22 protein-coding genes are annotated in these 26,480 nt (G+C 60.5%); 13 read left to right on the top strand and 9 right to left on the bottom strand.

Going from position 1 to position 26,480, the window contains the following annotated elements; translation table 11 throughout:
* Positions 1-299: 299 nt before the first annotated feature.
* Genes F506_RS08365 through F506_RS08355 form a run of 3 tightly spaced genes read left to right on the top strand, consistent with a single transcriptional unit; the run spans position 300 to position 2,453 of the window.
* Positions 300-1,502, top strand: coding sequence for an acetylornithine transaminase (locus F506_RS08365; RefSeq protein ID WP_053196542.1), 1,203 nt, complete (start codon positions 300-302; stop codon positions 1,500-1,502).
* 16 nt (positions 1,503-1,518) lie between these two features.
* Complete coding sequence (locus F506_RS08360; protein WP_053196540.1) at positions 1,519-2,043, top strand: C40 family peptidase; 525 nt, start codon at positions 1,519-1,521, stop codon at positions 2,041-2,043.
* A gap of 35 nt (positions 2,044-2,078) precedes the next feature.
* Entirely contained in the window at positions 2,079-2,453 is a 375-nt protein-coding gene (locus F506_RS08355) for a GFA family protein (protein WP_053196538.1), read from the top strand.
* Positions 2,454-2,456: 3 nt separating this feature from the next.
* Here F506_RS08355 and F506_RS08350 read toward each other — a convergent pair whose 3' ends face one another.
* The 5 genes from F506_RS08350 to F506_RS08330 form a co-directional block, all read right to left on the bottom strand.
* Entirely contained in the window at positions 2,457-3,383 is a 927-nt protein-coding gene (locus F506_RS08350; protein WP_053196537.1) for a FadR/GntR family transcriptional regulator, read from the bottom strand.
* 111 nt (positions 3,384-3,494) lie between these two features.
* A complete protein-coding gene (locus tag F506_RS08345) occupies positions 3,495-4,556 on the bottom strand; it encodes an Ldh family oxidoreductase (protein ID WP_200907720.1) in 1,062 nt (353 codons plus the stop codon).
* A 30-nt stretch (positions 4,557-4,586) separates the two neighbouring features.
* Positions 4,587-6,080: a tripartite tricarboxylate transporter permease gene (locus tag F506_RS08340; RefSeq protein ID WP_053196533.1), complete on the bottom strand. Its 1,494-nt coding sequence runs from the start codon at positions 6,078-6,080 to the stop codon at positions 4,587-4,589.
* A gap of 10 nt (positions 6,081-6,090) precedes the next feature.
* Entirely contained in the window at positions 6,091-6,603 is a 513-nt protein-coding gene (locus F506_RS08335) for a tripartite tricarboxylate transporter TctB family protein (RefSeq protein WP_327063301.1), read from the bottom strand.
* Between the two features lie 98 nt (positions 6,604-6,701).
* Complete coding sequence (locus tag F506_RS08330; protein ID WP_053196531.1) at positions 6,702-7,676, bottom strand: Bug family tripartite tricarboxylate transporter substrate binding protein; 975 nt, start codon at positions 7,674-7,676, stop codon at positions 6,702-6,704.
* A gap of 523 nt (positions 7,677-8,199) precedes the next feature.
* Here F506_RS08330 and F506_RS23055 point away from each other — a divergent pair.
* The 7 genes from F506_RS23055 to F506_RS08295 all read left to right on the top strand — a co-directional run bounded on the left by F506_RS23055 (position 8,200) and on the right by F506_RS08295 (position 16,141).
* A complete protein-coding gene (locus F506_RS23055; protein ID WP_144424017.1) occupies positions 8,200-8,433 on the top strand; it encodes a hypothetical protein in 234 nt (77 codons plus the stop codon).
* Between the two features lie 84 nt (positions 8,434-8,517).
* Positions 8,518-10,245 (top strand): IlvD/Edd family dehydratase, encoded by a 1,728-nt coding sequence (locus F506_RS08320; RefSeq protein ID WP_053196527.1) that lies wholly within the window; start codon positions 8,518-8,520, stop codon positions 10,243-10,245.
* A 135-nt stretch (positions 10,246-10,380) separates the two neighbouring features.
* Positions 10,381-11,337 carry a C-terminal binding protein gene (locus F506_RS08315; protein WP_053196526.1) on the top strand — a complete coding sequence of 319 codons (957 nt, stop codon included), beginning with the start codon at positions 10,381-10,383 and terminating at the stop codon, positions 11,335-11,337.
* A 341-nt stretch (positions 11,338-11,678) separates the two neighbouring features.
* Entirely contained in the window at positions 11,679-12,767 is a 1,089-nt protein-coding gene (locus F506_RS08310) for an ABC transporter ATP-binding protein (RefSeq protein ID WP_053196524.1), read from the top strand.
* Between the two features lie 124 nt (positions 12,768-12,891).
* On the top strand, positions 12,892-14,229 hold the full coding sequence (locus F506_RS08305; protein WP_053196522.1) for an ABC transporter substrate-binding protein: 1,338 nt from the start codon (positions 12,892-12,894) through the stop codon (positions 14,227-14,229).
* 131 nt (positions 14,230-14,360) lie between these two features.
* Positions 14,361-15,260, top strand: a complete 900-nt coding sequence (locus F506_RS08300; RefSeq protein ID WP_053196520.1) for a carbohydrate ABC transporter permease — start codon at positions 14,361-14,363, stop codon at positions 15,258-15,260.
* On the top strand, positions 15,257-16,141 hold the full coding sequence (locus F506_RS08295) for a carbohydrate ABC transporter permease (RefSeq protein ID WP_050478659.1): 885 nt from the start codon (positions 15,257-15,259) through the stop codon (positions 16,139-16,141). Before F506_RS08300 ends, F506_RS08295 begins: the two co-directional genes overlap by 4 nt.
* Positions 16,142-16,213: 72 nt before the next feature.
* Here F506_RS08295 and F506_RS08290 read toward each other — a convergent pair whose 3' ends face one another.
* Positions 16,214-16,984: a dienelactone hydrolase family protein gene (locus tag F506_RS08290; protein ID WP_053196519.1), complete on the bottom strand. Its 771-nt coding sequence runs from the start codon at positions 16,982-16,984 to the stop codon at positions 16,214-16,216.
* Between the two features lie 283 nt (positions 16,985-17,267).
* On the opposite strand from F506_RS08290, the gene F506_RS08285 reads away from it, so the two are divergent.
* The 3 genes from F506_RS08285 (at position 17,268) to F506_RS08275 (ending at position 19,809) form a co-directional block, all read left to right on the top strand.
* Positions 17,268-18,203: an exopolyphosphatase gene (locus F506_RS08285; protein ID WP_053201392.1), complete on the top strand. Its 936-nt coding sequence runs from the start codon at positions 17,268-17,270 to the stop codon at positions 18,201-18,203.
* Between the two features lie 129 nt (positions 18,204-18,332).
* Entirely contained in the window at positions 18,333-18,845 is a 513-nt protein-coding gene (locus F506_RS08280) for a MerR family transcriptional regulator (RefSeq protein WP_053196517.1), read from the top strand.
* Positions 18,754-19,809 (top strand): aldo/keto reductase, encoded by a 1,056-nt coding sequence (locus F506_RS08275; protein ID WP_144424016.1) that lies wholly within the window; start codon positions 18,754-18,756, stop codon positions 19,807-19,809. Before F506_RS08280 ends, F506_RS08275 begins: the two co-directional genes overlap by 92 nt.
* Before the next feature lie 92 nt (positions 19,810-19,901).
* Here the strand turns inward: F506_RS08275 and lpdA are convergent, their stop codons facing one another.
* The 3 genes from lpdA to aceE all read right to left on the bottom strand — a co-directional run bounded on the left by lpdA (position 19,902) and on the right by aceE (position 26,341).
* Entirely contained in the window at positions 19,902-21,689 is a 1,788-nt protein-coding gene (lpdA, locus tag F506_RS08270) for a dihydrolipoyl dehydrogenase (RefSeq protein WP_053196513.1), read from the bottom strand.
* A gap of 143 nt (positions 21,690-21,832) precedes the next feature.
* Complete coding sequence (aceF, locus tag F506_RS08265) at positions 21,833-23,491, bottom strand: dihydrolipoyllysine-residue acetyltransferase (RefSeq protein WP_053196511.1); 1,659 nt, start codon at positions 23,489-23,491, stop codon at positions 21,833-21,835.
* A 153-nt stretch (positions 23,492-23,644) separates the two neighbouring features.
* The gene (gene aceE / locus F506_RS08260) at positions 23,645-26,341 is read right to left on the bottom strand and encodes a pyruvate dehydrogenase (acetyl-transferring), homodimeric type (protein ID WP_053196509.1); all 2,697 of its coding nucleotides are present in this window, start codon (positions 26,339-26,341) and stop codon (positions 23,645-23,647) included.
* Between the last annotated feature and the right edge of the window lie 139 nt (positions 26,342-26,480).

Here is a 26,480-nt window from a genome sequence, read left to right as displayed (position 1 = left end):
CGGCTGCCTGTTGCAAAGAGGTGAGCGTTCTGAAAATCAGCGGCAATTTGCACCAAATTAGTTTTGACGCATCGCGCAAAACGTCCTAATATTGACCGCATGAACGCTACCATCATTTCCTTGCGACGCCGCAGCCAACCTCAACGAGGTTTGCCGTGCGCGTGAGTTGATTCTGGTCACGAAGCCACAGGCAATCCCTGTGGCTTTTTTTTATCGTTTTTTTCGTGTCCGCGTTTTTATTACAGTTCGGTTACCGCCGCCTTTCACATTTTTTACACATCCTTAGCAGGAGTCATTCAATGGAATTCAACGAGTTCGCCATCAACAAGCTGATGTATGTCACTAACCGCCCTGAAATCGTTTTTACCGAAGGCAGCGGCATGTGGATGACCGATCACACCGGCAAGCGATACCTCGACTATCTGCAAGGCTGGGCCGTCAACGCGCTGGGTCACGCGCCGCAATGCATCTCCGATGCACTGGTCGCACAGGGCAAGAAACTGATCAATCCGTCGCCGGCTTTCTACAATGCGCCGTCGATCGAGCTGGCCAACCTGCTGACCGAGAACTCCGTCTTCGATCGCGTGTTCTTCACCAACAGCGGCGCCGAAGCCAATGAAGGCGCTTTCAAGCTGGCGCGCAAATGGGGCAAGCTCAACAAGAACAGCGCCGGTGAAGACCGTTTTGAAATCATCACCTTCAATCACAGCTTCCACGGCCGCACCATCGCAACCATGTCGGCCAGCGGCAAGCCGGGCTGGGACACCATGTTCGCGCCGCAAGTGCCGGGCTTCCAGAAGGCGGAACTGAACGACCTCGCCAGCGTCGAGCGCCTGATCAGCAAGAAGACCGTCGCCGTCATGCTGGAGCCGGTGCAAGGCGAAGGCGGCGTGATTCCCGCCACCCGCGAATTCATGCAAGGCCTGCGCCGCCTGACCAAGAACGCCAACCTGCTGCTCATCGTCGATGAAGTGCAGACCGGCGTCGGCCGCACCGGCGAATTGTTCGGCTATCAATTGTCGGACATTGAACCGGACATCATGACGCTGGGCAAGGGCATCGGCGGCGGCGTGCCGCTGGCGGCCCTGCTCGCCCGAGAAGAAATCGCCTGCTTCGAAGCCGGCGAACAAGGCGGCACCTACAACGGCAATCCGCTGATGACCGCCGTCGGCGCTGCCGTACTGAAGGAATTGCTGAAGCCGGATTTCCTGCCGACGGTCAAGGCCACCGGCGCGTATCTCAGCGCAGAACTGATCAAGCTGTCGGACAAGCACGGCTTTGAAGGCGAGCGCGGCGAAGGCTTGCTGCGCGCGCTGAAACTGGGCAAGGACATCGGTCCGCAAATCGTTGAAGCCGCGCGCGACCTGAACCCGGTCGGCCTGCTGCTCAATTCGCCGCGTCCGAACCTGATCCGCTTCATGCCGTCGTTGAACGTGACCAAGGACGAGATCGACCAGATGCTGACCATGCTGGAAAGCGTACTGGTGAAACTGGGTCACTGATCCGGGGCCGGCAGCCATGCGTAGCCTGTTCCCACCGAAGCAATTGCATGCGCTCGCCGCCTGCTGCATCGCCGTCTTGCTGACGGCCTGCGGCAGCGCGCCGATGCGTGCTCCTGAAACATCGACACCGGCGCCGACCGACGTCCGCTCGGACGCCGCCACCGAGCACGGCAGCGAGGTCGCGATTTTTGCGCTGGATATGATCGGCACCGGCTACCGTTTCGGCGGCAAGAATCCGGAAGCCGGTTTCGATTGCAGCGGCATGGTGTCGTACATCTTCAACCGCGCTGCCGGCCTCAGGCTGTCCGGCAGCGCCGCCGACATGGCGCGCCAGGGACGCCAGATCGACAAAACCAATCTGCGTCCGGGCGACCTGGTGTTTTTCAATACCCTCAACCGGCCGTTCTCGCATGTCGGCATCTACATCGGCGACGGACGTTTCGTGCATGCGCCGTCGGGCAACGGCAAGGTGCATATTTCGCGGATGGACAATCCTTATTTCGCGCCGCGCTTTGAAATGGCCAGAGCCTATTTCAATTGACCGTGGCGCAGCCAACAGCGGCGGAGACGAGGCACATGGATCATCACAAGGGCAGTTGCCATTGCGGCCAGGTCCGCTTCGAAGCCGATGTGACGATAGAACGCATCACCGTCTGCAATTGCTCGATCTGTACCAAGAAGGGATTTTTGCACCATCGCGTGCAGCCTGAGAATTTCCGCTTGATTTCTGGCGCCGGGGTATTGGCGACTTACCAGTTCGGCACCATGGCGGCGAAACACCACTTCTGTCCGCACCGCGGCGTGCACGTCTTCACGCGTCCACGCGCCGCGCCGGAACTCTACACCATCAATGTACGCTGCCTGGACGACTTCAACCTGTCCGACGACAGGCTGAGTTTTGTCGACTTCGACGGCCGCAACTGGGACCGCAACGCCGGCAAGCTGGGATAGCGTTCAGGCGCGAGCGCTGCGGCGTTTGGCCGGGGACAGGACTGCAACCGGCGCACGCTTGACGGCGACTTTCGGCGCGGGCGTCTTCTTTACGGCAACCGGTTTGGCTACGCGTTTGACCGTGGCGGCCTTGACCGGAGCTTTCTTCACTGCGGGCTTGGCTGCCTTGATTTCCTTTACCGGCCCGGCTTTCTTTTTCTTGATCTCTGCGGCATTCCCACCCTGTACACCCTGCCCCACCAGGCTGGCGCTGTAGCGCTTGAACGCAATATCCATGTGACGCCGCATCGCTTGCCGCGCCATTTCCGGATCGCGGGCGCGCAGTGCTTTCATCACGCGCGAATGCTCGTCGATCGCGTCGTTCCACACCTCGATCGTGTCGAAATGGCTATGCAAGCGATCGAACAGCGGCCCCAGGCGAGCGTCGAACAATTGCGTCACCAGTCCGACCAGCACGCTGTTGCCGGTCGCTTCGGCCACACGAATGTGGAACAGGCGATCGGCCTCCAATGGATTGGAGCCGGCGCTGGTGTTTTCTATCATTTGTTGGAACGCTTCTTCGATCGCGTCGATCTGCGCCTTCTTGCCGTTCTTGGCGGCGGCATAGGCGACTTCGCCTTCCAGCATGGCGCGCGCGCGAATGAGCTCCAGCGGCCCTTCTTGCGTGGACAGATCGATCTCGCCTTCCGGCACCGGCGACGGCGGGCAGACGTAGATGCCGGACCCCATGTGGACTTCGATGTAGCCTTCGACTTCCAGCGCGATCAGGGCTTCTCGCAGCGACGGACGGCTCACGCCCAGTTGCACCGACAGGTCGCGCTCCGACGGCAAGCGCGAACCGACCGGAAATTCGCCGTCGAGAATCAGCTTGCGCAGCTGGTCGCTGATCTGGCGATACAGTCGTTGCGGTTCGATCGCTTCAATAGGCATAAAAGAGGTCCGATGAAAAATTCTTAATCTTGGCGCCGGATTGTATCTCACCGCAAGCGAATGATCTGCTTGCCGTCCGCCGCCAGTACGGCGGCGGACGATGATGCGCAATCAGTCCAGCACTGCCGGGAAACTCAGACCATATTGCTGCGCAGCCTCGCGCAAGGCCGGCGCAATCGTCGGATGCAATGCCACGCCCTGCTCCAGCTGCTGCGCGCGGCGCGCCATGCCACGGTCGCCCGGCATGCGCACCTTTTCCACGCCGGGACGCGGCGGATTGCTGCGGCAAGCTTCCGCGATGTAATCCATCTGGCGCTTGAACGCCGCCTCGCCGCCGAACGCCGCCGGGTCGTACAGACTCATGAACACGGTGGCGCCCCAACCGGCAGGCGGATCGGCGCGGCCGAAGCCGGACAGGCCGCCGGTCAGCGCCTCGATCAGCACCGCGAGGCCGAACCCCTTGTGGCCGGCCGACAAACCGCCCAGCGGCAAAATCGTGCCCGGCGGATCGGCGGCGAACACGGCCGGATCGCGGCTGGCATTGCCTTGCGCATCGAGCAGCCATTCTTCTTCAAATTGCAGGCCGGCTTTGTGCAGGCGATTGCTCATGCCGTTGGTGGTGATCGACGCCGAAATATCGACCAGGAACGGCGTGCCGGACGTCGGGATGCCGGCGGCGATCGGATTCGGCGTGAACACCGCACGCGTGCCGCCGAACGGCGCCACGCTGTGCACCGCCGGATCGGAACTCGACAGCACCATCAGGAAACCTTCTTCCGTCGCCCGCAACAGGTATGCCGCGAGGCAGGCGATGTGATGGCTGTGATGAATCGCCAGCGACGCCGTGCCGAGTTCGCGCGCACGCGGAATCAGGGCGTCGATGCCCTTGTGCACCAGCCACGGTCCGGGCAGGCGACGACCGTCCCACACCAGCGCGGCGGGACGGTCCGAGACCACCTCGGGTTCGCCCGAGGTGGTCATTGCGCCCTTCTCGATTTCCTTCACATATGGCGCCAGCAATGCCAGGCCGTGCGTATCGTGACCGAGCAGGTCGCCATCAACCAGCGTACTCGCCACCGAAGCCGCAGGCTCCAGCGGCAGACCGGCCTTTTGCAACAGTTGTGTGGAGAACTGCTTGAGTTCGACGGCGGAAAAACGTTCGGGTGCAGCCATGTTGCAAACCATCCTTTCGTTATGAAAATCTCAGGCGATCGCCGGTTTCTTGCGCAAACCGCGCATGACCAGCGGCAACAGCCATAGCAATATCGTCACCACGCCCAGGGTGCCGGCGATCGGCCGGCTGAAGAAGGCCAGGAACTCGCCATCGGCCTTGATCATCGAGGTGACGAAATGTTCTTCCAGCATCCCGCCCAGCACCACGCCGAGCACCGCCGGCGCGACCGGAAATCCGTTCTCTTCCATCAGGTAGGCCAACAGGCCGAACACCAGCATGATGCCGACGTCGGACACGCTGTTGTTGGTGGCATACGAACCAACGATGCAGAACAGCAGGATCAGCGGCATCAGCAGATTGCGCGGAACCCCGAGTATGCGCTTGGAGACCTTGATGCACCAGTAGCCCAGCGGCAGCATCAGCAAATTGGCGAGGATGAAGACGATGAAGATCGCGTACATCGAGACCGGATTTTCGACGAAGATCATCGGACCGGGGCTCAGATTTTTCATGTACAGCACGCCGATGACGATGGCGGTGATCGAGTCACCCGGAATGCCGAATACCAGCGCCGGAATCCACGCACCGGCCAGCGCAGAGTTGTTGGCGGCACCCGACTCGACGATGCCTTCGGGATGGCCGGTGCCGAATTTTTCCGGCTCCTTGGACATTTTCTTGCTCATCGCGTACGACATCCAGGCCGCGATGTCGGCGCCCGCTCCCGGCAGGATCCCGACCAGCGTGCCGAGCACACTGCCGCGCAGGATCGACTTCGGATATTTCACGGTCAATGCCCACATGCCCTTGAAGACGTTACCGACCTTGCCGTCCGGAATGGTCATCGCCCGGTCTTTGGAAACGGCATAGCGCAGCACTTCGGACATCGCGAACATGCCCACCATCAGCGGCACCAGCGACACGCCGCTCAGCAGGTCGGGATTGTCGAACGTGAAGCGCGGCACGCCGGCCGGATTGCCCATGCCGACGGATGCGATGAACATGCCGATGAACAGCGAGACGAAACCCTTGAGCGGATTGTCGGAGGCGATGAAGATCGCGCAGGTCAGGCCCATCAGAACCAGCCAGAAGTATTCGAACGAGGAGAACTTCAGCGCCAGTTCCGCCAGCGCCGGCGCCGCCAGGATCAGCACGAACGTACCGAACAGGCCGCCCACCGCCGAAAACACCAGGCTGGCGCCGAGCGCGATTTCCCCCTGTCCTTTTTTCGTCATGGCGTAGGCTTCATCGGTATAGGCCGCCGATGAGGGCGTACCCGGAATGCGCAACAGGCAGCCGGGGATGTCTCCCGAAAAAATCGCCATCGCCGTGGCCGACACCATCGCGGCCACCGCAGGCACCGGGGGCATGAAGAAAGTCACCGGAACCAGCAGCGCCACTGCCATGGTGGCGCTCAGGCCGGGAATGGCGCCCATGAACAATCCAAACATGGATGAACCGAAAATGACCGCCAGAACATACGGGTCGAACACCAGCCCAAAGGCGGCATAGATATTGGCAAGCATGATCGATCCTTTACCAGGCCACAGACTTGAGAAGACCCCAAGGCAGCGGGACTTTCAGAAGTTTGTAGAAGATGTAGTGAATGCCCAGCGCACTGCCGAGTGCGACCGGCAGCGCGACCGCCAGGCGTGCGCCGAAGGTCATGAACAGGGACAGCAGGAGGATGACTGCCGTCGGCAGGAAACCAAGGGGTTCGGACGCATAGATGTAAAACACCAGCGACAACAGCACCAGCGCATAAGCGAAAACGGCGTGCCGCTCGCCGGCCCATTCGGGCAAGCTGATCCAGCTTTCGCCGGAAGCGCGCCTTTCGCGCACGCCCTTGATCATGAGCAGGATCGCGCAGATCAGGAAGGCGCCGGCCAGCAATTGAGGAAACAGGCCCGGCCCGATCTGTTGGGCCATGGTGGGCAGGTTTGCCGAGTAGACGTAAATCACGCCGGCGAATATCGCCAGCAGGATTCCGGAAACGGTATCGTTGATTTTCATGGCAGCGGAGTTCGGAGGAGCGGCAGGTTCGACCATGGTTTCTCATGCACGTCACGATGCCATGTGACGCGATGCGAAACCGCGAGGAAAAGCAAATGCACGCGGACGATCACCGAAGACCGTCCGCTGCCTGGCTACTTCGCCATGCCCAGGGTCTTCAGGATCTGCCCCATGTCGCCGTCGCTCTTCTCCATGAACTTGCCGAACTCGGCCGAGTCGGCATACATCGTGCCGAAGCCGCGTCCACCCATGAAGTCCTTGTACTCCTTGCTGTTGTAGATTTTCTGCAGATGTCCTGCCAGCTTGGTCTGGATGTCGGCAGGCAGGTTCTTGGGCGCAACGATGCCGCGCCAGGCGCCGATGGTCCAGTTGCTTCCGGTCAGGCTCTTGAGCGTCGGCACTTTTGGATACAGCGCGGCCGGCGCGTTGGCCATGATCACCAGCGGACGCGCTTTGCCGGCGTCGATCAACGAGCGTGCTTCCGGCAACGACGCGGCGACAATGTCGACACCGCCCGCGGCCAGATCAACCATCGCCGGCGCAGCGCCGTTGGATGGTACGAAACGCACTGCGGTCGGCTCCAGCTTGAGGTCGCCCAGCATGCCGGCCAGGCCGAGATGCCAGATGCCGCCTTGTCCGGTGCCGGAGGCCTTGAGCTTGCCGGGGTTGGCCTTGACCGCCTTGAGCAGGTCGTCGAAGGTTTTATACGGAGATTCGGCGCTGACGGTGAGCGCGGCCGGATCGAAATTCATGAGTGCGATCGGCGTGTAATTCTTGTAGCTCAGCTGGGTCAGTCCCTGGTGATGCATCATGGCGATCTCCACCGTGGCCAGGCCGATGGTATAGCCGTCCGGAGCTGCGCCCGAAATGGCCTGGTGCCCCACCACGCCGTTGCCACCGGTGCGATTGACGACGTTGACCGGCTGGCCCAGTTCTTTTTCCAGCAGCGCGCCGATGATGCGTGCAGTAGCGTCGGTGCCGCCGCCTGCGCCCCACGGCACGATCAGCGTCACCGGCCGATCCGGCCATGCTGCATGTGCAGCACCAAAGGTCAAAACCGCGGCTGCGGCGACTACCGTCTTCAATAGATTTCTACGCATTCCGATCATTGTCTCTCCTCCTTTTGATGGTGAAAACAGGCGGTTTCGCCTGTCGCGTACGGATGCATTGCCATCCGTCGATGAACCACGCAGCACGATCTGTGTCGGCTTGTTCTTGCCTGTTCCCGGCTTATCTCTTTCTGTGCCGGTATTTTCTTTATTTTTTGTTTGCTTTTATTTCCTGACAAAATCTTGTCAAGCGGTCATGTGGTCTTACCAGAACGAGAAAAGAATTTCATATCACCCCGGCACTGTCAAGGACGAAAAGCATGCACGAAAATAATTCATCTACGCCGCAACGCACCATTGGGCATCATAGAGCGCACAGGAAGCACGAGCGGCAGGCTGTCAAAAAGATGTATGACAAATCTGGTATTACCACTTGACCAAAGTCCGAATGCTGAAATAGACTCGCTGGCATCCTGACGAAGCAGATCGTTGCCGAGCAAGATTCTCAACACCGATCTGCACGCATAAAAAATACAAGAGCAGAAACTGCCCGCGGACCATACCGCAGCACTGGAGACAGGCATTGAAGATATTAGCTAACCGGGGGAATACTTCCATCGCTTCACGGCTGCGCCTGCGCAGCCTGGCCAGGGCGTCCTTTCCCGTTTCTGCGCGTGCAGAATCCGGCGCCTGCGCCGCGTCGGCCTCGCGCTATCTTTGCCACCTCGGCCACGCCGGCAATGGCGACGCCATGCTGGCGTATCACCTGATGGATTTCTCCCGCTATTTTTTCGACCAAGGCAATATTCGCCACTGATCCTTCCTGCAGCCATCCGATACAGACAGCATTCATGGCCCTTTGCCGACTCCGGTTACGGGCCACAAGGAAAAAGGAAAGAACATGAGCGATACCAAGAAATTCACGCGCCGCAGCCAGGCATGGTTCGGCCGGCAAGACCGCGACGGCTTCATCTACCGTTCCTGGGTGAAAAACCGCGGCATCCCGCACGACCAGTTCGACGGCCGTCCGGTGATCGGCATCTGCAACACCTACTCTGAACTGACGCCCTGCAATTCGCACTTCCGCGCGCTGGCCGAACAGGTCAAGATCGGCATCTGGGAAGCCGGCGGTTTCCCGCTGGAGTTCCCGGTGATGTCGCTCGGCGAAACACTGATGCGCCCGACCGCGATGCTGTTCCGCAATCTCGCCAGCATGGACGTCGAAGAATCCATCCGCGCCAACCCGCTCGACGGCGTGGTGCTGCTGATGGGTTGCGACAAGACCACGCCTGCGCTGTTGATGGGCGCGTCGTCGGTCGACCTGCCGACCATCGGCATCTCCGGCGGCCCGATGCTGTCGGGGAAATACCGCGGCGGCGAACTCGGCTCCGGCACCGGCGTGTGGCAAATGTCGGAAGAAGTGCGCGGCGGTCACATGTCGCAGGAAGAATTCTTTGAAGCGGAAAGCTGCATGCACCGTTCGCACGGCCACTGCATGACCATGGGCACGGCCTCGACCATGGCCAGCATGGTGGAAGCGCTGGGCATGAGCTTGCCGGGAAATGCCGCCATCCCCGCCGTCGATGCGCGCCGCAACGTGCTGGCGCGCAACTCAGGTCGCCGCATCGTCGAGATGGTCAAGGAAGACCTGATCATGTCCAAGATCCTGACCAAGGCCGCGTTCGAAAATGCCATCCGCGTCAACGCCGGCATCGGCGGTTCGACCAACGCCGTGATCCACTTGCTGGCGATCGCCGGCCGCATCGGCGTTGACCTGAAGCTGGAAGAGTGGGACAAGATCGGCCAGCAGCTGCCTTGCCTGGTCAACCTGCAGCCGTCGGGCAAATACCTGATGGAAGATTTCTACTACGCCGGCGGCTTGCCGTCGGTGATCCGCGAACTCGAGAGCGTCATCGACAAGAGCGCGCTGTCGGCCAACGGCCAGACCTTGTGGGACAACTGCAAGGATGCGCCGAACTGGAATCGCGATGTCATCCACGCGTTCGACACGCCGTTCAAAGCGGCGGCGGGAATCGCCATCCTGCACGGCAACCTGTGCCCGGACGGTGCGGTGATCAAACCGTCGGCAGCAACGCCGGCGCTACTGAAACACACCGGCCGCGCCGTGGTGTTCGAGAACAGCGACGACCTGCACAAACGCATCGACGACGAGAACCTGGACGTCGACGAGAACTGCGTGCTGGTGCTCAAGAATTGCGGTCCCAAGGGTTATCCCGGCATGGGCGAAGCAGGCAACATGCCGTTGCCGCCGAAGGTGCTGCGCAAGGGCATCACCGACATGGTGCGCGTGTCCGACGCGCGCATGAGCGGCACCGCCTACGGCACCGTGGTATTGCACGTGACGCCCGAAGCCGCCGCCGGCGGTCCGCTGGCGCTGGTGCAGGACGGCGATCTGGTCGAGCTCGACGTCGAGGCGCGCAAGCTGCACCTGCACGTCAGCGACGAAGAACTGGCGCGCCGCCGCGCCGCATGGCAGGCGCCGAAGGCACCCGCCGACCGCGGCTGGGTCAAGCTGTATGTGGATCACGTGCAGCAGGCCAATCTTGGCGCCGATCTCGACTTCCTGGTCGGCAAGAGCGGCTCCGGCATTCCAAAGGACAACCACTGACGGCACAGGCAAGAATCCGAATTGATTTTTCAACAAACAAGCCGGTGGAAGATTCAGGCGCGCTCCCCTCAGGGAGCGAAGACCGAAAAATGAACTTCCGCCTGTTTTGACTGCGACATATGGAGACATGAAGCAATGAAAGTATTGATTACCGATTACGATTTTCCCGACGTTGATCTTGAGCTGGCGCTGTATCGCGATGCAGGCGTGGAAGTGGTGACGGCGCAATGCCGTACCGAAGACGACGTCATCAAGGCTGCAGAAGGCTGTGAAGGTTTGCTGGTGCAATACGCGCCGGTCAACGCCAAGGTGTTCGCCGCCCGCCCTGAAATCCGTATCGCCAGCCGCTACGGCGCCGGCTTCGACACCATCAACACCGACGACGCCGCCAAACACGGCGTCTGGGTCGGCAACTCGCCCGACTATGGCGTCGGCGAAGTCTCCACGCATGCACTGGCGATGGCGCTCGATCTGATCCGCAACATCACCGGCTACGATCGCGACGTCAAGTCCGGCCAGTGGCATTACACCACCGCAGGCAAGATCCAGCGCTGTTCCGAAATGACCATCGGCCTCGTTGGCCTCGGCCGCATCGGCAAGCGCATGGCGCACATCAGCCGCAACCTGTTCAAGCGCGTGATCGCGTACGATCCGCACATCATCGACGGCGATTTCCCGGCCTACGTGGAACGGGTCGGCAAGGAAGAATTGTTCAAACAGGCGCACGTGGTGTCGCTGCATACGCCGCTCAACGACGAAACCCGCGGCATGATCAACGCCTCGGTATTGAAATTGATGCAACCAGACAGTTTCCTGGTCAATTCGGCGCGTGGCGGCCTGGTCAATATCGACGACCTGCTGAAGGCACTCGACACCAATCTGAAGGGTGCTGCACTGGATGTCCTGCCGGTCGAACCTCCGGAGACAAGTTCCGCTATTGTCCAGCACAAACGTGTGCTATTGTCGCCGCACGCCGCCTTCTATTCCGAAGTCGCCGCCAAGGAACTGCGTCGCAAAGCGGCGCAGAATCTGATCGATTGGGACCGCAATGGACGCCCGTCGTATGTGGTGGTGGAAGGCCGGAAGAAATAAAAAAGCAGAGACAAGAACCGCAAGAGAGCCGGCTGCATCGGTAAAGGCAGCAACAGCAGCAACAGCAGCAGTAACTGAGGCAAGCGCAGCACGGCACTCGCAGCAATCCGCAGCAAAGCAGCAGCCCCGAGCAAACAGAGAGGTACGAAAACGACGATGTAACTATGTCCACTGTCATGGCGTTACCGACGTAGTGATAGCGGCTGTCATTTTTGTATCTCTCAGTACCGCCGAAAACCAATAAAAACCAAGCGGCGCAGTATCAGAATTAAATGTGCGTAGCCCTCCAAGAAGGGGTTTATCGCAGACACAAAAACGAGGATATAGACGAGGAGCAAGGCATGGCATCAGTACAGATTCGCGGCATCAAGAAGCAATTCGGCAGCACCCAGGTTATTCGCGGTGTCGACATCGACATCGCCGACGGCGAGTTCGCAGTTCTCGTCGGCCCTTCAGGCTGCGGCAAGTCGACGCTGTTGCGCATGCTCGCAGGCCTGGAAGAAATCACCGAAGGCGAAATCTCCATCGGCGGCACCGTCGTCAACAACGTCCAGCCCAAGGACCGCGACATTGCGATGGTGTTCCAGAACTACGCCTTGTACCCGCACATGACGGTCAACGACAACATGGCGTTCTCGCTGATGCTGGCCAAGAAAGACAAGTCCTTCATCCAGCAGCAGGTCAAGAAGGCCGCCGAAATCCTCGGCCTGACCGCACTGCTGGAACGCTATCCGCGCCAGCTCTCGGGCGGCCAGCGCCAGCGTGTAGCGATGGGCCGTGCGATCGTGCGCGATCCGCAAGTGTTCCTCTTCGATGAACCGCTGTCGAACCTGGACGCCAAGCTGCGCGTACAGATGCGCACCGAGATCAAGGAATTGCATCAGCGTCTGAAGACCACTTCCGTCTACGTCACCCACGATCAGATCGAGGCGATGACCATGGCCGACCAGATCGTCGTCATGCGCGACGGCCTGGTGGAACAGCGCGGCCGTCCGCTCGAACTGTACGACCGCCCTGCCAACATTTTCGTGGCCGGCTTCATCGGTTCGCCTGCGATGAACTTCATCCCCGCCACATTGCGCCGCAACGCGGACAAGGCTGAAGTCGAATTCGCCGACGGCACGCGTCTGCCGGCGCCGTATGCACACCGCGGCCTGGACGGCGTCGATGGCCAGCGCGTAGTCTATGGCGTGCGTCCCGAGCATCTGAGCATCGGCCCTGCCGGCAGCGGCATGAGCACCAAAGTCGTCGTGGTCGAGCCCACCGGCGCCGACACCGAAGTGTATGCCCGCTTCAGCGACACCAGCCTGACCTCGATCTTCCGCGAGCGCCACAACTTCTCGGCCGGCGACACCATCACGCTGGTGCCGGAACACGGCAGCACGCACTTGTTCGACGCCGACAGCGGCAAGACGTTGGCGCGCGGCTGAGGATTCGAGTCGTCCGTATTTGGAAGCAATTTTTAGCAAGCAGTCCCGTAACACAGCGAGTAAAAATAAAAAGCCTTAAAACCTGGGCCCATTCACTTTCATCAGAAGAGAAGGAGTAGGAGACATGACTAAGCTGACCAGACGTAATTTCCTGGCCGCCAGCGCATCCGTCGCTGCGGCATCGACAGTCGCCACCACCAACGCATTCGCCGCGACAGCGGCGCCTGCCGCCACCGGCGCCGGCCTGAAGTTCGAAATCGAGAAAGGTGCGACGCTGCGCGTGCTGCGTTGGAAGCGTTTCGTCCAGGGCGATGAAGACCTGTGGAATGCAAACGTGAAGAAATTCACCGAGAAGACCGGCGTCGCCGTACGCACCGACAGCGAAGGCTGGGAAGATCTGCGTCCGAAGGCCGCGGTTGCCGCCAACGTCGGTTCCGGCCCGGACATCGTGATGAGCTGGTTCGATGACCCGCAACAATACCCGACCAAGCTCATCGACCTGACCGACCTGGCGACATCGCTGGGCAGCCGCCTGGGTGGCTGGTACGACGTCTGCCGCAAATACGGCACCAAGGATGGCAAATGGATCGCGCTGCCGGTCGGTGTGGTCGGTAACGCGCTGGTCTATCGCGAAAGCCAGGTGAAGGCAGCCGGCTTCGACGCCGTGCCGAAGGACACGGCCGGCTTCCTGAAAATGTGCCAGGCCCTCAAAGCCAAGAATACCCCGGTCGGCTTCGCGCTCGGCAAAGCGGTCGGTGATGCCAATAACTGGGCGCACTGGCTGCTGTGGTCGCACGGCGGCAAGCTGGTCGACAAGAAAGGCGCGGTTGCCATCAATTCACCGGAAACCCGCGCCGCGCTGGAATACGCCAAGCAACTGTACGCAACCTTCATTCCGGGCACATTGTCCTGGCAAGATCCGTCGAACAACAAAGCGTATCTGGACGGCCAGATCAGCATGACCGCCAACGGCATTTCGGTGTACTACGCGGCCAAGAATTCGACCGATCCGAAGATGCAGGAAATGGCGAAGGACACACAGCACGCCCACTTCCCGATCGGCCCTGCCGGCAAGCCGACCGAGCTGATGCAGATCACGCAGATGATGATCTTCAAGCACACCAAGTTCCCGAACGCGGCCAAGGCTTTCGTCCAGTTCATGTTCGAGCCTGAGCAATACAACCCATGGATGGAAGCATCCATCGGCTATGTCAGCCAATCGCTCAAGGCCTACGAAAAGAACGCCATCTGGACTTCGGATCCGAAGGCTACCGTGTATCGCGATTCGGCTGCGCTGATGATCGACCACGGTCACGAAGGTCCGCTCGGACAAGCGTCTGCGGCCTGCATGGCCGACTATGTGGTGGTCGACATGGTGGCGGAGGCGGCCAGCGGTTCCAAGACCGTGCAGCAGGCCATCGACCGCGCGGCGGAGCGAGCCAAACGCTTCTATAAAGCGTAACAACCCTGCTCTCGCCTGCTGCGGTTTCCTGGATATCCGGAAACCGCAGCAGGCGAGGCAAGGAGCAAAACATGCGTTCGCACCGGCAACCGCCGTGCGGACGCAGTCATCACGCTTACCGAGGTCTGCTTATGTTATCCCGACTGCTGAACAACCGTAATGTGCTGGGCATACTGTTCATGGCGCCCGCCGTATTACTGCTTGTCGTGTTTCTTACTTACCCGCTCGGACTGGGAGTCTGGCTTGGCTTCACCGATACCAAAATCGGTGGCGAAGGCAGCTTCATCGGGCTGGACAATTACTCCTTCCTGCTGGGCGATTCGCTGGCGCAGCTGTCGCTGTTCAACACGCTGTTCTACACCATCACCGCCAGCATCCTGAAGTTCGTGCTCGGCTTGTGGCTGGCGATCCTGCTCAACAAGAATCTGCCGCTCAAATCCTTCTTCCGCGCCATCGTGCTGCTGCCATGGATCGTCCCGACCGCCTTGTCGGCGCTGGCGTTCTGGTGGATGTACGACTCGCAGTTCTCGGTGATCAGCTGGGGACTGATGAAGATGGGCCTGATCGATCACTACATCGACTTCCTCGGCGATCCATGGCTGGCGCGGATTTCCACCGTGGTCGCCAACGTCTGGCGCGGCATCCCGTTCGTCGCCATCTCGCTGCTGGCCGGTCTGCAGACCATTTCGCCCTCGCTGTATGAAGCGGCGGCGATCGACGGCGCCAAGCCGTGGCAGCAGTTCCGCTACGTCACGCTGCCGCTGCTGACGCCGATCATTGCAGTCGTGATGACGTTCTCGGTGCTGTTCACCTTCACCGACTTCCAGCTGATCTACGTGCTGACGCGCGGCGGCCCGCTGAACGCCACCCACCTGATGGCGACGCTGTCGTTCCAACGGGCGATTCCCGGCGGTTCTCTCGGCGAAGGCGCAGCACTGGCAACCTACATGATTCCTTTCCTGCTCGCAGCCATCATGTTTTCGTACTTCGGCCTGCAACGTCGCGGCTGGCAACAAGGAGGTGACAAATGAGCAAGAAGTCAAAAGACCTGCAGCAGGAAACGCAAGGCATGGATTTCCTGCAATCCGTGCCGCGCCGCTGGATCACGACGTATATCCCGCTGGGCATCTTCGTGTTCGTGCTGTTGTTTCCGTTCTACTGGATGGTGATCACGGCCTTCAAGCCAGACAACGAATTGCTGCGCCAAACCGGCAATCCGTTCTGGGTGGTGGCGCCGACGCTGGCCCACTTCAAGAAGCTGCTGTTTGAAACCCAGTATCCGGCGTGGCTGCTCAACACGGTCATCGTGTCGGTGGTGTCGACTTTTGCCTCGCTGGCGGCCAGCGTGTTCGCGGCCTATGCCATCGAACGCTTGCGCTTCCAGGGTTCCAAACAAGTCGGTCTGGGCATCTTCCTGGCGTACCTGATCCCGCCATCGATCCTGTTCATCCCGCTGGCGGCGATCGTGTTCAAGCTAGGTCTGTTCGATACGCGCTGGGCGCTGATCCTGACGTATCCGACCTTCCTGATTCCGTTCTGCACCTGGCTGCTGATGGGTTACTTCCGCTCGATTCCGTATGAGCTGGAAGAATGCGCGCTGATCGACGGCGCCACGCGTTGGGAAATCCTGGTCAAGATCATCCTGCCGCTGGCGGTGCCTGGTCTGATTTCGGCCGGCATCTTCGCCTTCACGCTGTCGTGGAACGAGTTCATCTACGCGCTGACCTTCATCTCTTCTTCCGAAGTGAAGACGGTGCCGGTGGGGATCGTGACCGAACTGGTCGACGGCGACGTCTACCACTGGGGCGCGCTGATGGCGGGTGCGCTGCTGGGGTCGTTGCCGGTGGCGGTGGTGTATTCCTTCTTCGTGGAATATTACGTCTCGGGCATGACCGGAGCGGTGAAAGAGTAATCTCTCGCCCTCAATGAAAAACGGCCGGTATCTTGCGATGCCGGCCGTTTTTTGTTGCACGTCTGAATTGAGTCAACCGAGTTTTTCAGCGAAGAAGTTCTTCAGCGCGATCGAGGCGCGTTCGGCCGTTTTCTGGTGATAGAAGAAACCCGGATTCCTGGCCTCGGGATCGGTGAACGAGTGGCCGGCCTGGCCGTAATTGAGCAGTTGCCAGTCCAGGTTGGCGGCGCTGACTTCGTCGATGAAAGCGTTGACCTGCTCGCGCGGCACCGATGGATCCTGCACACCATGCAGCACCAGGATGGCGCCCTTGATGTTTTCCGCATCCTTGGGGTTCGGCGTGTCGAGGGCGCCGTGCAGCGAAGCAAACGCCTGCAGGGCGGCGCCGGAGCGCGCCAGTTCCAGCGCCGCAGTACCGCCGAAGCAGAACCCGGTGGCGCCGAGCTTGCCGTTCAGCTTGACCTTGTCCTGGCGTTTGAATGCGTCCAGCACCGCGTTCATGCGCTTGCGCAGTTCGGCGCGATCCTTCTTCAGCGGAACGATGGCCGCGACGCCTTCATCGGGCGTGGCCGGACGCAGGGTCTTGCCGTAGACGTCGCCGACCAGGATCGCTTGGTTCAGGCCGACGATGGTGGCGGTGACCTCCAGCGCCTTCTGGCTGATGCCGAAATAGTTGGGAATGGAAACCACGCCGGCCACCGGCGCCGTATTCTTGTTGTTGAACAGCAGCACGTTTTCGTACTCGACGCCGTCCAGCGTGTGGCTGATCAGTTCGATGCCGAGATCGGCTGCCGGAATGCCGAGTTTTGCGGCGATGGGGGCGGGGTCAAAATGGTGACTCATTCACTTCTCCTGAGTTGCGGATGGGGAAAGCCGGATGGGGCTGCGCCCCACAGAGGGGACCCGGTCGCATACGGCTTTCTGGCGAAAGCCGCTATCTTTGCATAGCCGCCGAAACTTTGCTGGCGGCAGGCTCGTCGCCAGAGTGCGACGGTCGCGCGTCTTTTCTGCGATCCACGTCCAAATTTGGGTTTATGATTAATCATCGGTCCGTAAGGGTGGGTGCCAGAGACCTTTCTACGGCACCGGAACGCAGATGAATACTTAATTTATAAAGGGGACGATGATGTCGGAAGCGAAACAATACCGCTTGGTAACACGCAGCGACTTTGACGGATTGGTATGTGCGGTGCTGCTCAAGCATCTGAACATGATCAATGAAATCCTGTTCGTGCATCCGAAGGACATGCAGGACGGGAAAATCGCCATCAGCGACAACGACATCACCACCAACCTTCCCTTCGTGCCCGGCGTGCATATTGCGTTCGATCACCATTTGTCCGAAACCATTCGCCACACGGGTGAGCGCAAGAACCACGTGATCCACCCTGAAGCGCCATCGGCGGCACGCGTGGTGTACGACTATTACGGCGGCGCAAAGACTTTCCCGGCGTCGTGGGGCGACATGATGGCGGCGGTCGACAAGGGCGATGCCGCACGCTTCAATGAAGGGGAAGTGCTGATTCCTGAAGGTTGGGACCTGCTCAACTTCCTGATGGATGCACGCACCGGCCTGGGCCGTTTCCGCGAGTTCCGCATCTCGAATTACAACCTCATGATGAACCTGATCGAGCTGTGCAAAACGCACACCATCGATGAAATCATGGAGACGCCGGACGTCAAGGAACGCCGCGAACTGTATTTCGAACATGTCGACAAGTGCAAGGATCAGATTCTCCGCTGCGCCACCGTGCACAAGAACCTGGTGGTACTGGACTTGCGCAACGAAGAGGTAATTTTCGCGGGAAATCGCTTCATTATCTACGCACTATTCCCGCAGACCAACATTTCCATCCACGTGCTCTGGGGCCTGAAAAATCAGAACACCGTTTTCGCTACCGGCAAATCCATCCTCAACCGCACCTCCAAGACCAATATCGGCGCGCTGATGCTGGAATACGGCGGCGGCGGACATGAAAACGCCGGTACTTGCCAGATTGAAAACGACCGCGCCGAAGAAGTGCTCAAGACGCTGATTTCCCGCATCAACGCCGACGGCTGATCGCCATTCCTCCCGCAAGGGTGCTTGCTCACGCGCAGGCGCTCTTCGGCAAAAACTCCCCAATGGTCTGAAAATAAGTCAAAATTCCCCCTTGACTTAGAGTGCGCTCCAACTTCTAGACTGCCTCACATGACCACTTCCCTGACCATACAACAAGCTGCTGCAAAGACCGGTTTGTCGGTGCATACCCTGCGCTATTACGAAAAGATCGGCCTGCTCGATCCGATCGCGCGCCAGGACAATACGCACCGCCTGTACCGCGAAGAAGATCTGCTCTGGATCGGATTCCTGCTCAAGCTGCGTTCGACCGGTCTGCCGGTCCGCGACATGCTGCGCTATGCGGAGTTGCGTCGCGCCGGCAACACGGCGGAAAGTGTGTCTGCACGGAAGGCATTGCTGCAACAGCATGCCCGCACCGTGGAAGAGACGATCGCCGAACTGCAAAGCAACCTGTCCATCCTGCATATGAAGGTCAAGATGTACGAAGACATGGAAACCACGCCGCCGGCGAACGTCGTCATTCATCAGCAATCGATCGAGGACGCTTCCAATGACCACAGCAACAAACCTGACAACGAACCAACCGGCATCCGCACACGCAAAACCGGCGACGCAAGTCGGCACCCGCAAGCTCGGCGCTGACGGCCCGACCGTCTCGTCCATCGGCCTCGGCTGCATGGGCATGAGCGATTTCTACTCCAACCGCGACGACAACGAATCCATCGCTACCATCCATCGCGCGCTGGAACTGGGCATCTGCTTTCTCGATACGGCCGACATGTATGGTCCGTACATCAATGAAGAGCTGATCGCCAAGGCCATCAAAGGCAAGCGCGACCAGGTATTCATCGCGACCAAATTCGGCATCGTCCGCGATCCGGCCAATCCGGCGGCGCGCGGCGTCAACGGCAAGCCCGATTACATCCGCACTTCGGTCGAGGGCAGCCTGAAACGACTCGGTATCGAAGCCATTGACCTGTACTACCAGCATCGCATCGACCAGAACACGCCGATCGAAGACACCGTCGGTGCGCTGGCTGATCTGGTCAAGGCCGGCAAGATCCGCCACATCGGCCTGTCGGAAGCATCATCGCAAACGCTGGAGCGCGCCAGCAAGATCCACAAGATCACCGCGCTGCAAAGCGAATACTCGCTGTGGACGCGCGATCCCGAGCGGGATGTGCTGGCGACATGCAAAAAACTAGGTATCGGTTTCGTGCCGTACAGCCCGCTCGGCCGCGGTTTCCTGACGGGCGCGATTACACGGCCGGATCAGTTCGACGCCGACGATTATCGCCGTCACAATCCACGCTTCCAGGGCGAGAATTTCGCGAAGAACCTGCTGCTGGTGGAGAAGGTGAAAGAGCTAGCCTCGCGCTACGCATGTTCGCCGTCGCAACTTGCGCTGGCTTGGGTGCTGGCGCAAGGCGAGCATATCGTGCCGATCCCCGGCACCAAGCGTCGCAAATACCTGGAAGAAAACAGCGGCGCACTGGCGGTCACACTGACAGCGGCGCATCTGGAAGAACTGAACCGGCTCTTCCCTGCCGATGCTGCCAGCGGGCCGCGCTATACCGAAGAAGGCATGCGCATCCTGAACGGCTGATCCTGAAACCGTAGCGGTAATCGGCAAGGCAATAAAAAACGGCTGGCATCTTGCGATGTCAGCCGTTTTTCTTTTCAGCCTGCGAGCGCGGATTATTTCTTGCGCATCGGCGGCAAGTCGGTGCAGACGCCCTTGTAGACTTCCGCCGCCATACCGATCGATTCACCCAAGGTCGGGTGAGGATGGATGGTCTTGCCGATGTCGACGGCGTCGGCGCCCATTTCAATCGCCAGTGCGATTTCACCGATCATGTCGCCGGCATGCGTGCCGACGATGCCGCCGCCGACGATGCGATGTGTCTCAGCATCGAACAGCAGCTTGGTGAAACCTTCCGAGCGGCCGTTGGCGACGGCGCGGCCGGAAGCGGCCCACGGGAAGTGGCCCTTCTCCAGCTTGATGCCCTTGGCTTTGGCTTCATCTTCGGTGATGCCGACCCATGCCACTTCCGGATCGGTGTAGGCCACCGATGGAATGACCGATGCGTCGAAGTGGCTCTTCTCCCCTGCTGCGGCTTCCGCGGCAACGTGCGCTTCATGGACGGCCTTGTGCGCCAGCATCGGCTGGCCGACCAGATCGCCGATGGCGAAGATGTGCGGCACGTTGGTGCGCATCTGGCTGTCGACGGGAATGAAGCCGCGATCGGTCACGGTCACGCCGGCCTTGTCGGCGGCGATCTTCTTGCCGTTCGGGCTGCGGCCGACGGCCACCAGCACCAGGTCGTAGACTTGCGGGGCCGGTGCGGTCGCGCCGGCTTCCGCTGCTTCGAAGGTGACCTTGATGCCTTCCTTCAGCGCCTCTACCGCGACCGTCTTGGTCTTGAGCATGACGTTGTCGAAACGCTTTTCGTTGAACTTCTGCCAGACCTTGACCATGTCGCGGTCCGCGCCTTGCATCAGGCCGTCCATCATTTCGACGACGTCGATGCGTGCGCCGAGCGTGGAGTACACGGTCGCCATTTCCAGGCCGATGATGCCGCCGCCGATGACCAGCATGCGCTTTGGCACCTGGCGCAGTTCCAGCGCGCCGGTCGAATCGACGATGCGAGGATCCTGCGGCACAAACGGCAGGTTCACCACCGACGAACCGGCCGCGATGATGGCTTGCTTGAACTTGACGGTCTTCTTGCTGCCGTCGGCTGCGGTCACTTCGATGTGGTTGGCGCCGACGAACTGGCCCACGCCTTGCACAACGTTGACCTTGCGCGCCTTGGCCATGCCGGCCAGGCCGCCGGTCATGGTGCCGATCACTTTTTCCTTGTAGGCGCGCAGCTTGTCGATATCGATTTCCGGCTTGGCGAAGGTGACGCCGTGCGACGCCATCGCGGCAGTTTCATCGATGACGGCTGCGACGTGCAGCAGCGCTTTCGACGGGATGCAACCGACGTTGAGACAAACACCGCCGAGGGTCGGGTAACGCTCGACCAGCACCGTGTTCATGCCGAGGTCGGCGGCGCGGAACGCAGCGGAATAACCGCCGGGACCTGCGCCGAGGACCATCATGTCGCATTCGATATCGGCCGAACCGCCGAAGCTGGCGGCGACCGGAGCCGGTGCTGCTGCGGCTGCCACGGCAGGTGCCGGTGCTGCCGGAGCAGGCGCTACCGCCGGAGCTGCAGCGGGTGCAGGCGCAGCAGCCGCATCACCGCCGGCTTCCACCACCAGCAGCACGGAACCTTCGGCAACCTTGTCGCCGACCTTGACTTTCAATTCTTTCACCACGCCAGCCGTGCTGGACGGGATTTCCATGCTGGCCTTGTCGGACTCGACCGTGATCAGCGATTGCTCGACCTTGATCGTGTCGCCAACCTTGACCAGCAATTCGATTACTTCCACTTCCTTGAAATCGCCGATATCGGGGACTTTGACTTCGCTCAGACTCATGTCTTTACTCCGTAAATTCTGTTATTCGCTTGTTTGCGCTGCGCTGTCTCATTGATGACATGACAGATGCACGACGCCGCCTTGTTTGTGCCTGATACTGAAGCGCCGCACCGATAATAATCAGTGCGGCGCAGCGGCAAAAATTACAGCAGCGACTTGCGCAAGTCACCCAGCACTTCGGCCAGGTAAGCCGAGAAGCGCGCGCCCATCGCACCGTCGACCACGCGGTGGTCGTAGGACAGCGAAGTCGGCAGCATCAGGCGCGGCGCAAACTGCTTGCCGTCCCAGACCGGTTTGATGATCGACTTGGACAAGCCCAGGATCGCCACTTCAGGCGCATTGATGATCGGCGTGAACGCTGTACCGCCGATGCCGCCCAGCGACGAGATCGTGAAGGTCGCGCCTTGCATGTCGGCAGGCTTCAACTTGCCGTCGCGCGCCTGCGCCGACAGTTCGCCCATTTCCGTGGCGATCTGGCCGATGGTCTTCTGATCGGCGTTCTTGATCACGGGCACCACCAGGCCGTTCGGCGTGTCGGCGGCGAAACCGATGTTGTAGTACTGCTTGAGGATCAGGTTTTCGCCGTTGGCGTCGAGCGAGGAGTTGAACGCCGGGAATTTCTTCAGCGCCGAGACGCTGGCCTTGATCACGAACGCCAACATGGTCAGCTTGACCGGCGACTTGGCCTTGGCGTAGGCGTCGTTGGAGGTCTTGCGGAATTCTTCCAGCTCGGTCACGTCGGCTTCGTCGAATTGCGTGACGTGCGGGATCATGACCCAGTTGCGATGCAGGTTCGGACCGCTGATCTTCTTGATGCGCGACAGCGGCAACAATTCGGTCGGACCGAACTTGCTGAAGTCCAGCGATGGCCACGGCAACAGATCCAGTCCGACGCCGCTGCCGCCCTTCGCAGGCGCGGAAGCTGCCGCGCCGCCGGCCAGCGCCGCCTTGACGAACTTCTGGATGTCTTCCTGCAGGATGCGGTTCTTCGGGCCGGTGCCGACCACGCGGGTCAGATCGACACCGAGTTCGCGCCCGTACTTGCGCACCGATGGCGACGCGTGTGATTTGTTTGCGGCACTTGGCGTCACGGCGGCGACCGCCATTGCAGGAGCCGCAGCCGGAGCCGATGCCGGCGCAGTTGCTGCAGGGGCCGGCGCTGGTGCAGCGGCAGGAGCAGAGGCAGCGGCAGGTGCCGCAGGAGCAGCTGCGCCGCCGGTAGCTTCCACCACGGCGACCAGCGAACCCTTGGCAACCTTGTCGCCGATCTTCACTTTCAGTTCCTTGATCACGCCGGCATGACTCGACGGAATTTCCATGCTGGCCTTGTCGGATTCGACGGTCAGCAGGGATTGTTCGACCTTGACGGTGTCGCCGACCTTGACCAGCAGTTCGATGACTTCGACTTCCGCGAAGTCGCCGATATCAGGGACGAGGATATTTTGCAGGCCGCCCGAAACTGCCGCGGCGGCAGGTGCGGCCGGAGCCGGAGCGGATGCCGTTGCGGCAGCAGCGGGGGCTGCAGCGGCTGCAACCGGAGCTGCAGCTGGCGCAGCGCCGGCGCCTTCGGCGTCAACGATCACGACCACGGAACCTTCGGCAACCTTGTCGCCGATCTTGACGCGGATCTCTTTGACCACGCCCGCATGGCTGGATGGGATTTCCATGCTGGCCTTGTCGGACTCGACAGTCAGCAGGGATTGTTCGACTTTGATGGTATCGCCTACCTTGACCAGGACTTCAATGACTTCGACTTCTTTGAAATCGCCAATATCCGGTACTTTTACTTCGATTTGACTCATCTCTTGCGCTCCGTTTGTTCTGGATCCGGTGCGTTGCATGGGGATAAATGCAGCGCCGGATTGATGTCCACTCATGTTGAAGGCGGCTTGCCGACATCAGTATGTCATGACAAGCCGCCTCGCTGATGGTTCAGGTCCAGCAGATTTCCAAAATTATTGGGTCACTGGATTTGGTTTTTCCGGATTGATGCCGTACTTGGCGATCGCTTCGGCAACCACGGAAGGCTTGATCTTGCCTTCGTCGGCCAGCGATTTCAGCGCAGCCACGGTCACATAGTGACGATCGACTTCGAAGAACTCGCGCAGCTTGGCGCGGGTGTCGGAACGGCCGTAACCGTCGGTGCCCAATACCTTGTAAGTGCGGCCCTTCGGTACGAAGGCGCGGACTTGCTCGGCGTAAGTGCGCATGTAGTCGGTCGAGACCACGATCGGACCTTCGGTGCCTTCCATCGATTGCTCGAAGTGGCTCTTCTTTGCGGCGTCGGCCGGATGCAGCATGTTCCAGCGTTCCACGTCCTGGCCATCGCGCGCCAGCAGCGTGAACGACGGTGCGGACCAGACGTCGGCGTCGACCTTCCAGTCGTCGCGCAGCAGGTCGGCGGCGGCGATGACTTCGCGCAGGATGGTGCCCGAACCCAGCAGTTGCACGCGCAGCTTGTTCTTCTTGCCGCTTTCGTTCAACAGGTACAGGCCCTTGAGGATACCCTCTTCCTGACCAGCCTTGATACCCGGATGCGCGTAGTTCTCGTTCATCACGGTGATGTAATAGAACACGTCTTCCTGGTTGCCGACCATGCGGCGCAGGCCGTCATGGATGATCACGGCGACTTCGTGGGCAAAGGTCGGATCGTAAGGCACGCAGTTCGGGATGGCCGAAGCGAACACATGGCTGTGGCCGTCTTCGTGCTGCAGGCCTTCGCCGTTCAGTGTCGTGCGGCCGGCGGTGCCGCCGATCAGGAAGCCGCGCGCGCGCATGTCGCCGGCAGCCCAGGCCAGATCGCCGATACGTTGCAGGCCGAACATCGAGTAATACGTGTAGAACGGAATCATGATGCGGTTGTTGGTCGAGTACGAGGTCGCCGCAGCGATCCACGAGCTCATGCCGCCCGCTTCATTGATGCCTTCCTGCAGGATCTGGCCGGCCTTGTCTTCGCGGTAGTACATGACCTGGTCCTTGTCGACCGGTTCGTACAGCTGGCCGACCTGGCTGAAGATGCCGATCTGGCGGAACAAGCCTTCCATACCGAAAGTGCGCGATTCGTCGACCATGATCGGCACCACGCGCTGGCCCAGGCTGCTGTCGCGCAGCAGTGCGGTCAGCACGCGCGAGTACGCGGCGGTGGTGGAGATTTCACGGCCTTCCGCGGTCGGTTCCAGCATGGCCTGGAATGCGGACAGTTCCGGTACCGCCAGCTTTTCGTCGGCTTGCGGACGGCGCTGCGGCAGGTAACCGCCCAGCGCTTTGCGGCGCTCGTGCAGGTATTGCATTTCCGGGGTATCGGCGGACGGCTTGAAGAACGGAATGTTCGGCAGCTCGGCGTCCGAGATCGGCAATTGGAAGCGGTCGCGCATGGCCTTGATGGCCTCGTCGTCCAGCTTCTTGGTGTTGTGTGCAGTGTTGCGCGCTTCGCCCGCTTTGCCGAAGCCATAGCCCTTGATGGACTTGGCCAGGATGACGGTCGGCTGGTCCTTGCTGTCCTGCGCAACCTTGAAAGCGGCGTAGATCTTGTGCGGATCGTGGCCGCCGCGGGTCAGGCGCCAGATGTCGTCGTCGGACATCTTGCTGACCATTTCCAGCAGCTTCGGATGCTTGCCGAAGAAGTGCTTGCGCACGAACGCGCCATCCTTGGCCTTGTAGTTCTGATATTCGCCGTCGACGGTTTCCATCATCACTTTTTGCAGGATGCCTTCCTTGTCCTTGGCCAGCAGCTCGTCCCAGCCGCTGCCCCAGATGACCTTGACGACGTTCCAGCCGGCGCCGCGGAAATCGGATTCGAGCTCTTGAATGATCTTGCCGTTGCCACGCACCGGACCGTCCAGGCGCTGCAGGTTGCAGTTGACCACGATGACCAGGTTATTCAGTTTTTCACGGCCGGCCATGCCGATGGCGCCCATCGATTCCGGCTCGTCCATTTCGCCGTCGCCGCAGAAGGCCCAGACCTTGCGGTTGTCGGTCTTGGCGATGCCGCGTGCGTGCAGGTACTTGAGGAAACGCGCCTGGTAGATCGCCATCAGCGGGCCCAGGCCCATCGAGACGGTCGGGAACTGCCAGAACTCGGGCATCAGCTTCGGATGCGGATACGAAGACAGGCCGTGGCCGTCGGCTTCGCGGCGGAAGTGGACCAGTTGATCTTCGGTCAGACGGCCTTCCAGGAATGCGCGCGCATAAATACCCGGCGAGGAGTGGCCCTGGATGTACAGCAGGTCGCCGCCGTGGTCTTCGGTCGGCGCATGCCAGAAGTGGTTGAAGCCGATGCCCAGCATGTTCGCCAGCGAAGCGAACGAGGACAAGTGGCCGCCGAGGTCGCCGTCGACACGGTTGGCCTTGACGACCATCGCCATGGCGTTCCAGCGCATCCACGAGCGCAGGCGCTCTTCATATTCGAGGTTGCCCGGGCAGTGTTCGCCCTGGTCGGCAGGAATGGTGTTGACGTAAGCAGTGTTGCTGGAGAACGGGATATGGGCGCCGCGGCGACGGGCCAGATCGACCATGCGTTCCATCAGGTAGTGCGCGCGCTCCGGGCCTTCGGCGTCGATCACGGCTTCGAGGGCGTCGAGCCACTCTTGCGTTTCAATCACATCGGGATCGTTGGCGGCTTGCGCCAGGACTTGGTCGATTTGGGCTGACATGGTACGTCTCCTGAGTTGATGGGGATCGGCGGGTAGGCCGGATCGTTAAGCTGCGATCGTTAAGCTGCATTACAGGCGCTTGTTCCGCTCGTTCAAGCTGCAAATACGCCGTAACACGATTTCTTGGAATTCTTTGTGC

The sequence above is a fragment of the Herbaspirillum hiltneri N3 genome (assembly GCF_001267925.1).
In the GTDB taxonomy this organism is placed as follows: Bacteria; Pseudomonadota; Gammaproteobacteria; order Burkholderiales; family Burkholderiaceae_D; genus Herbaspirillum; species Herbaspirillum hiltneri.
Note: the sequence above shows the minus strand (reverse complement) of the source record. Positions and strands in the feature narration are given on the sequence as shown.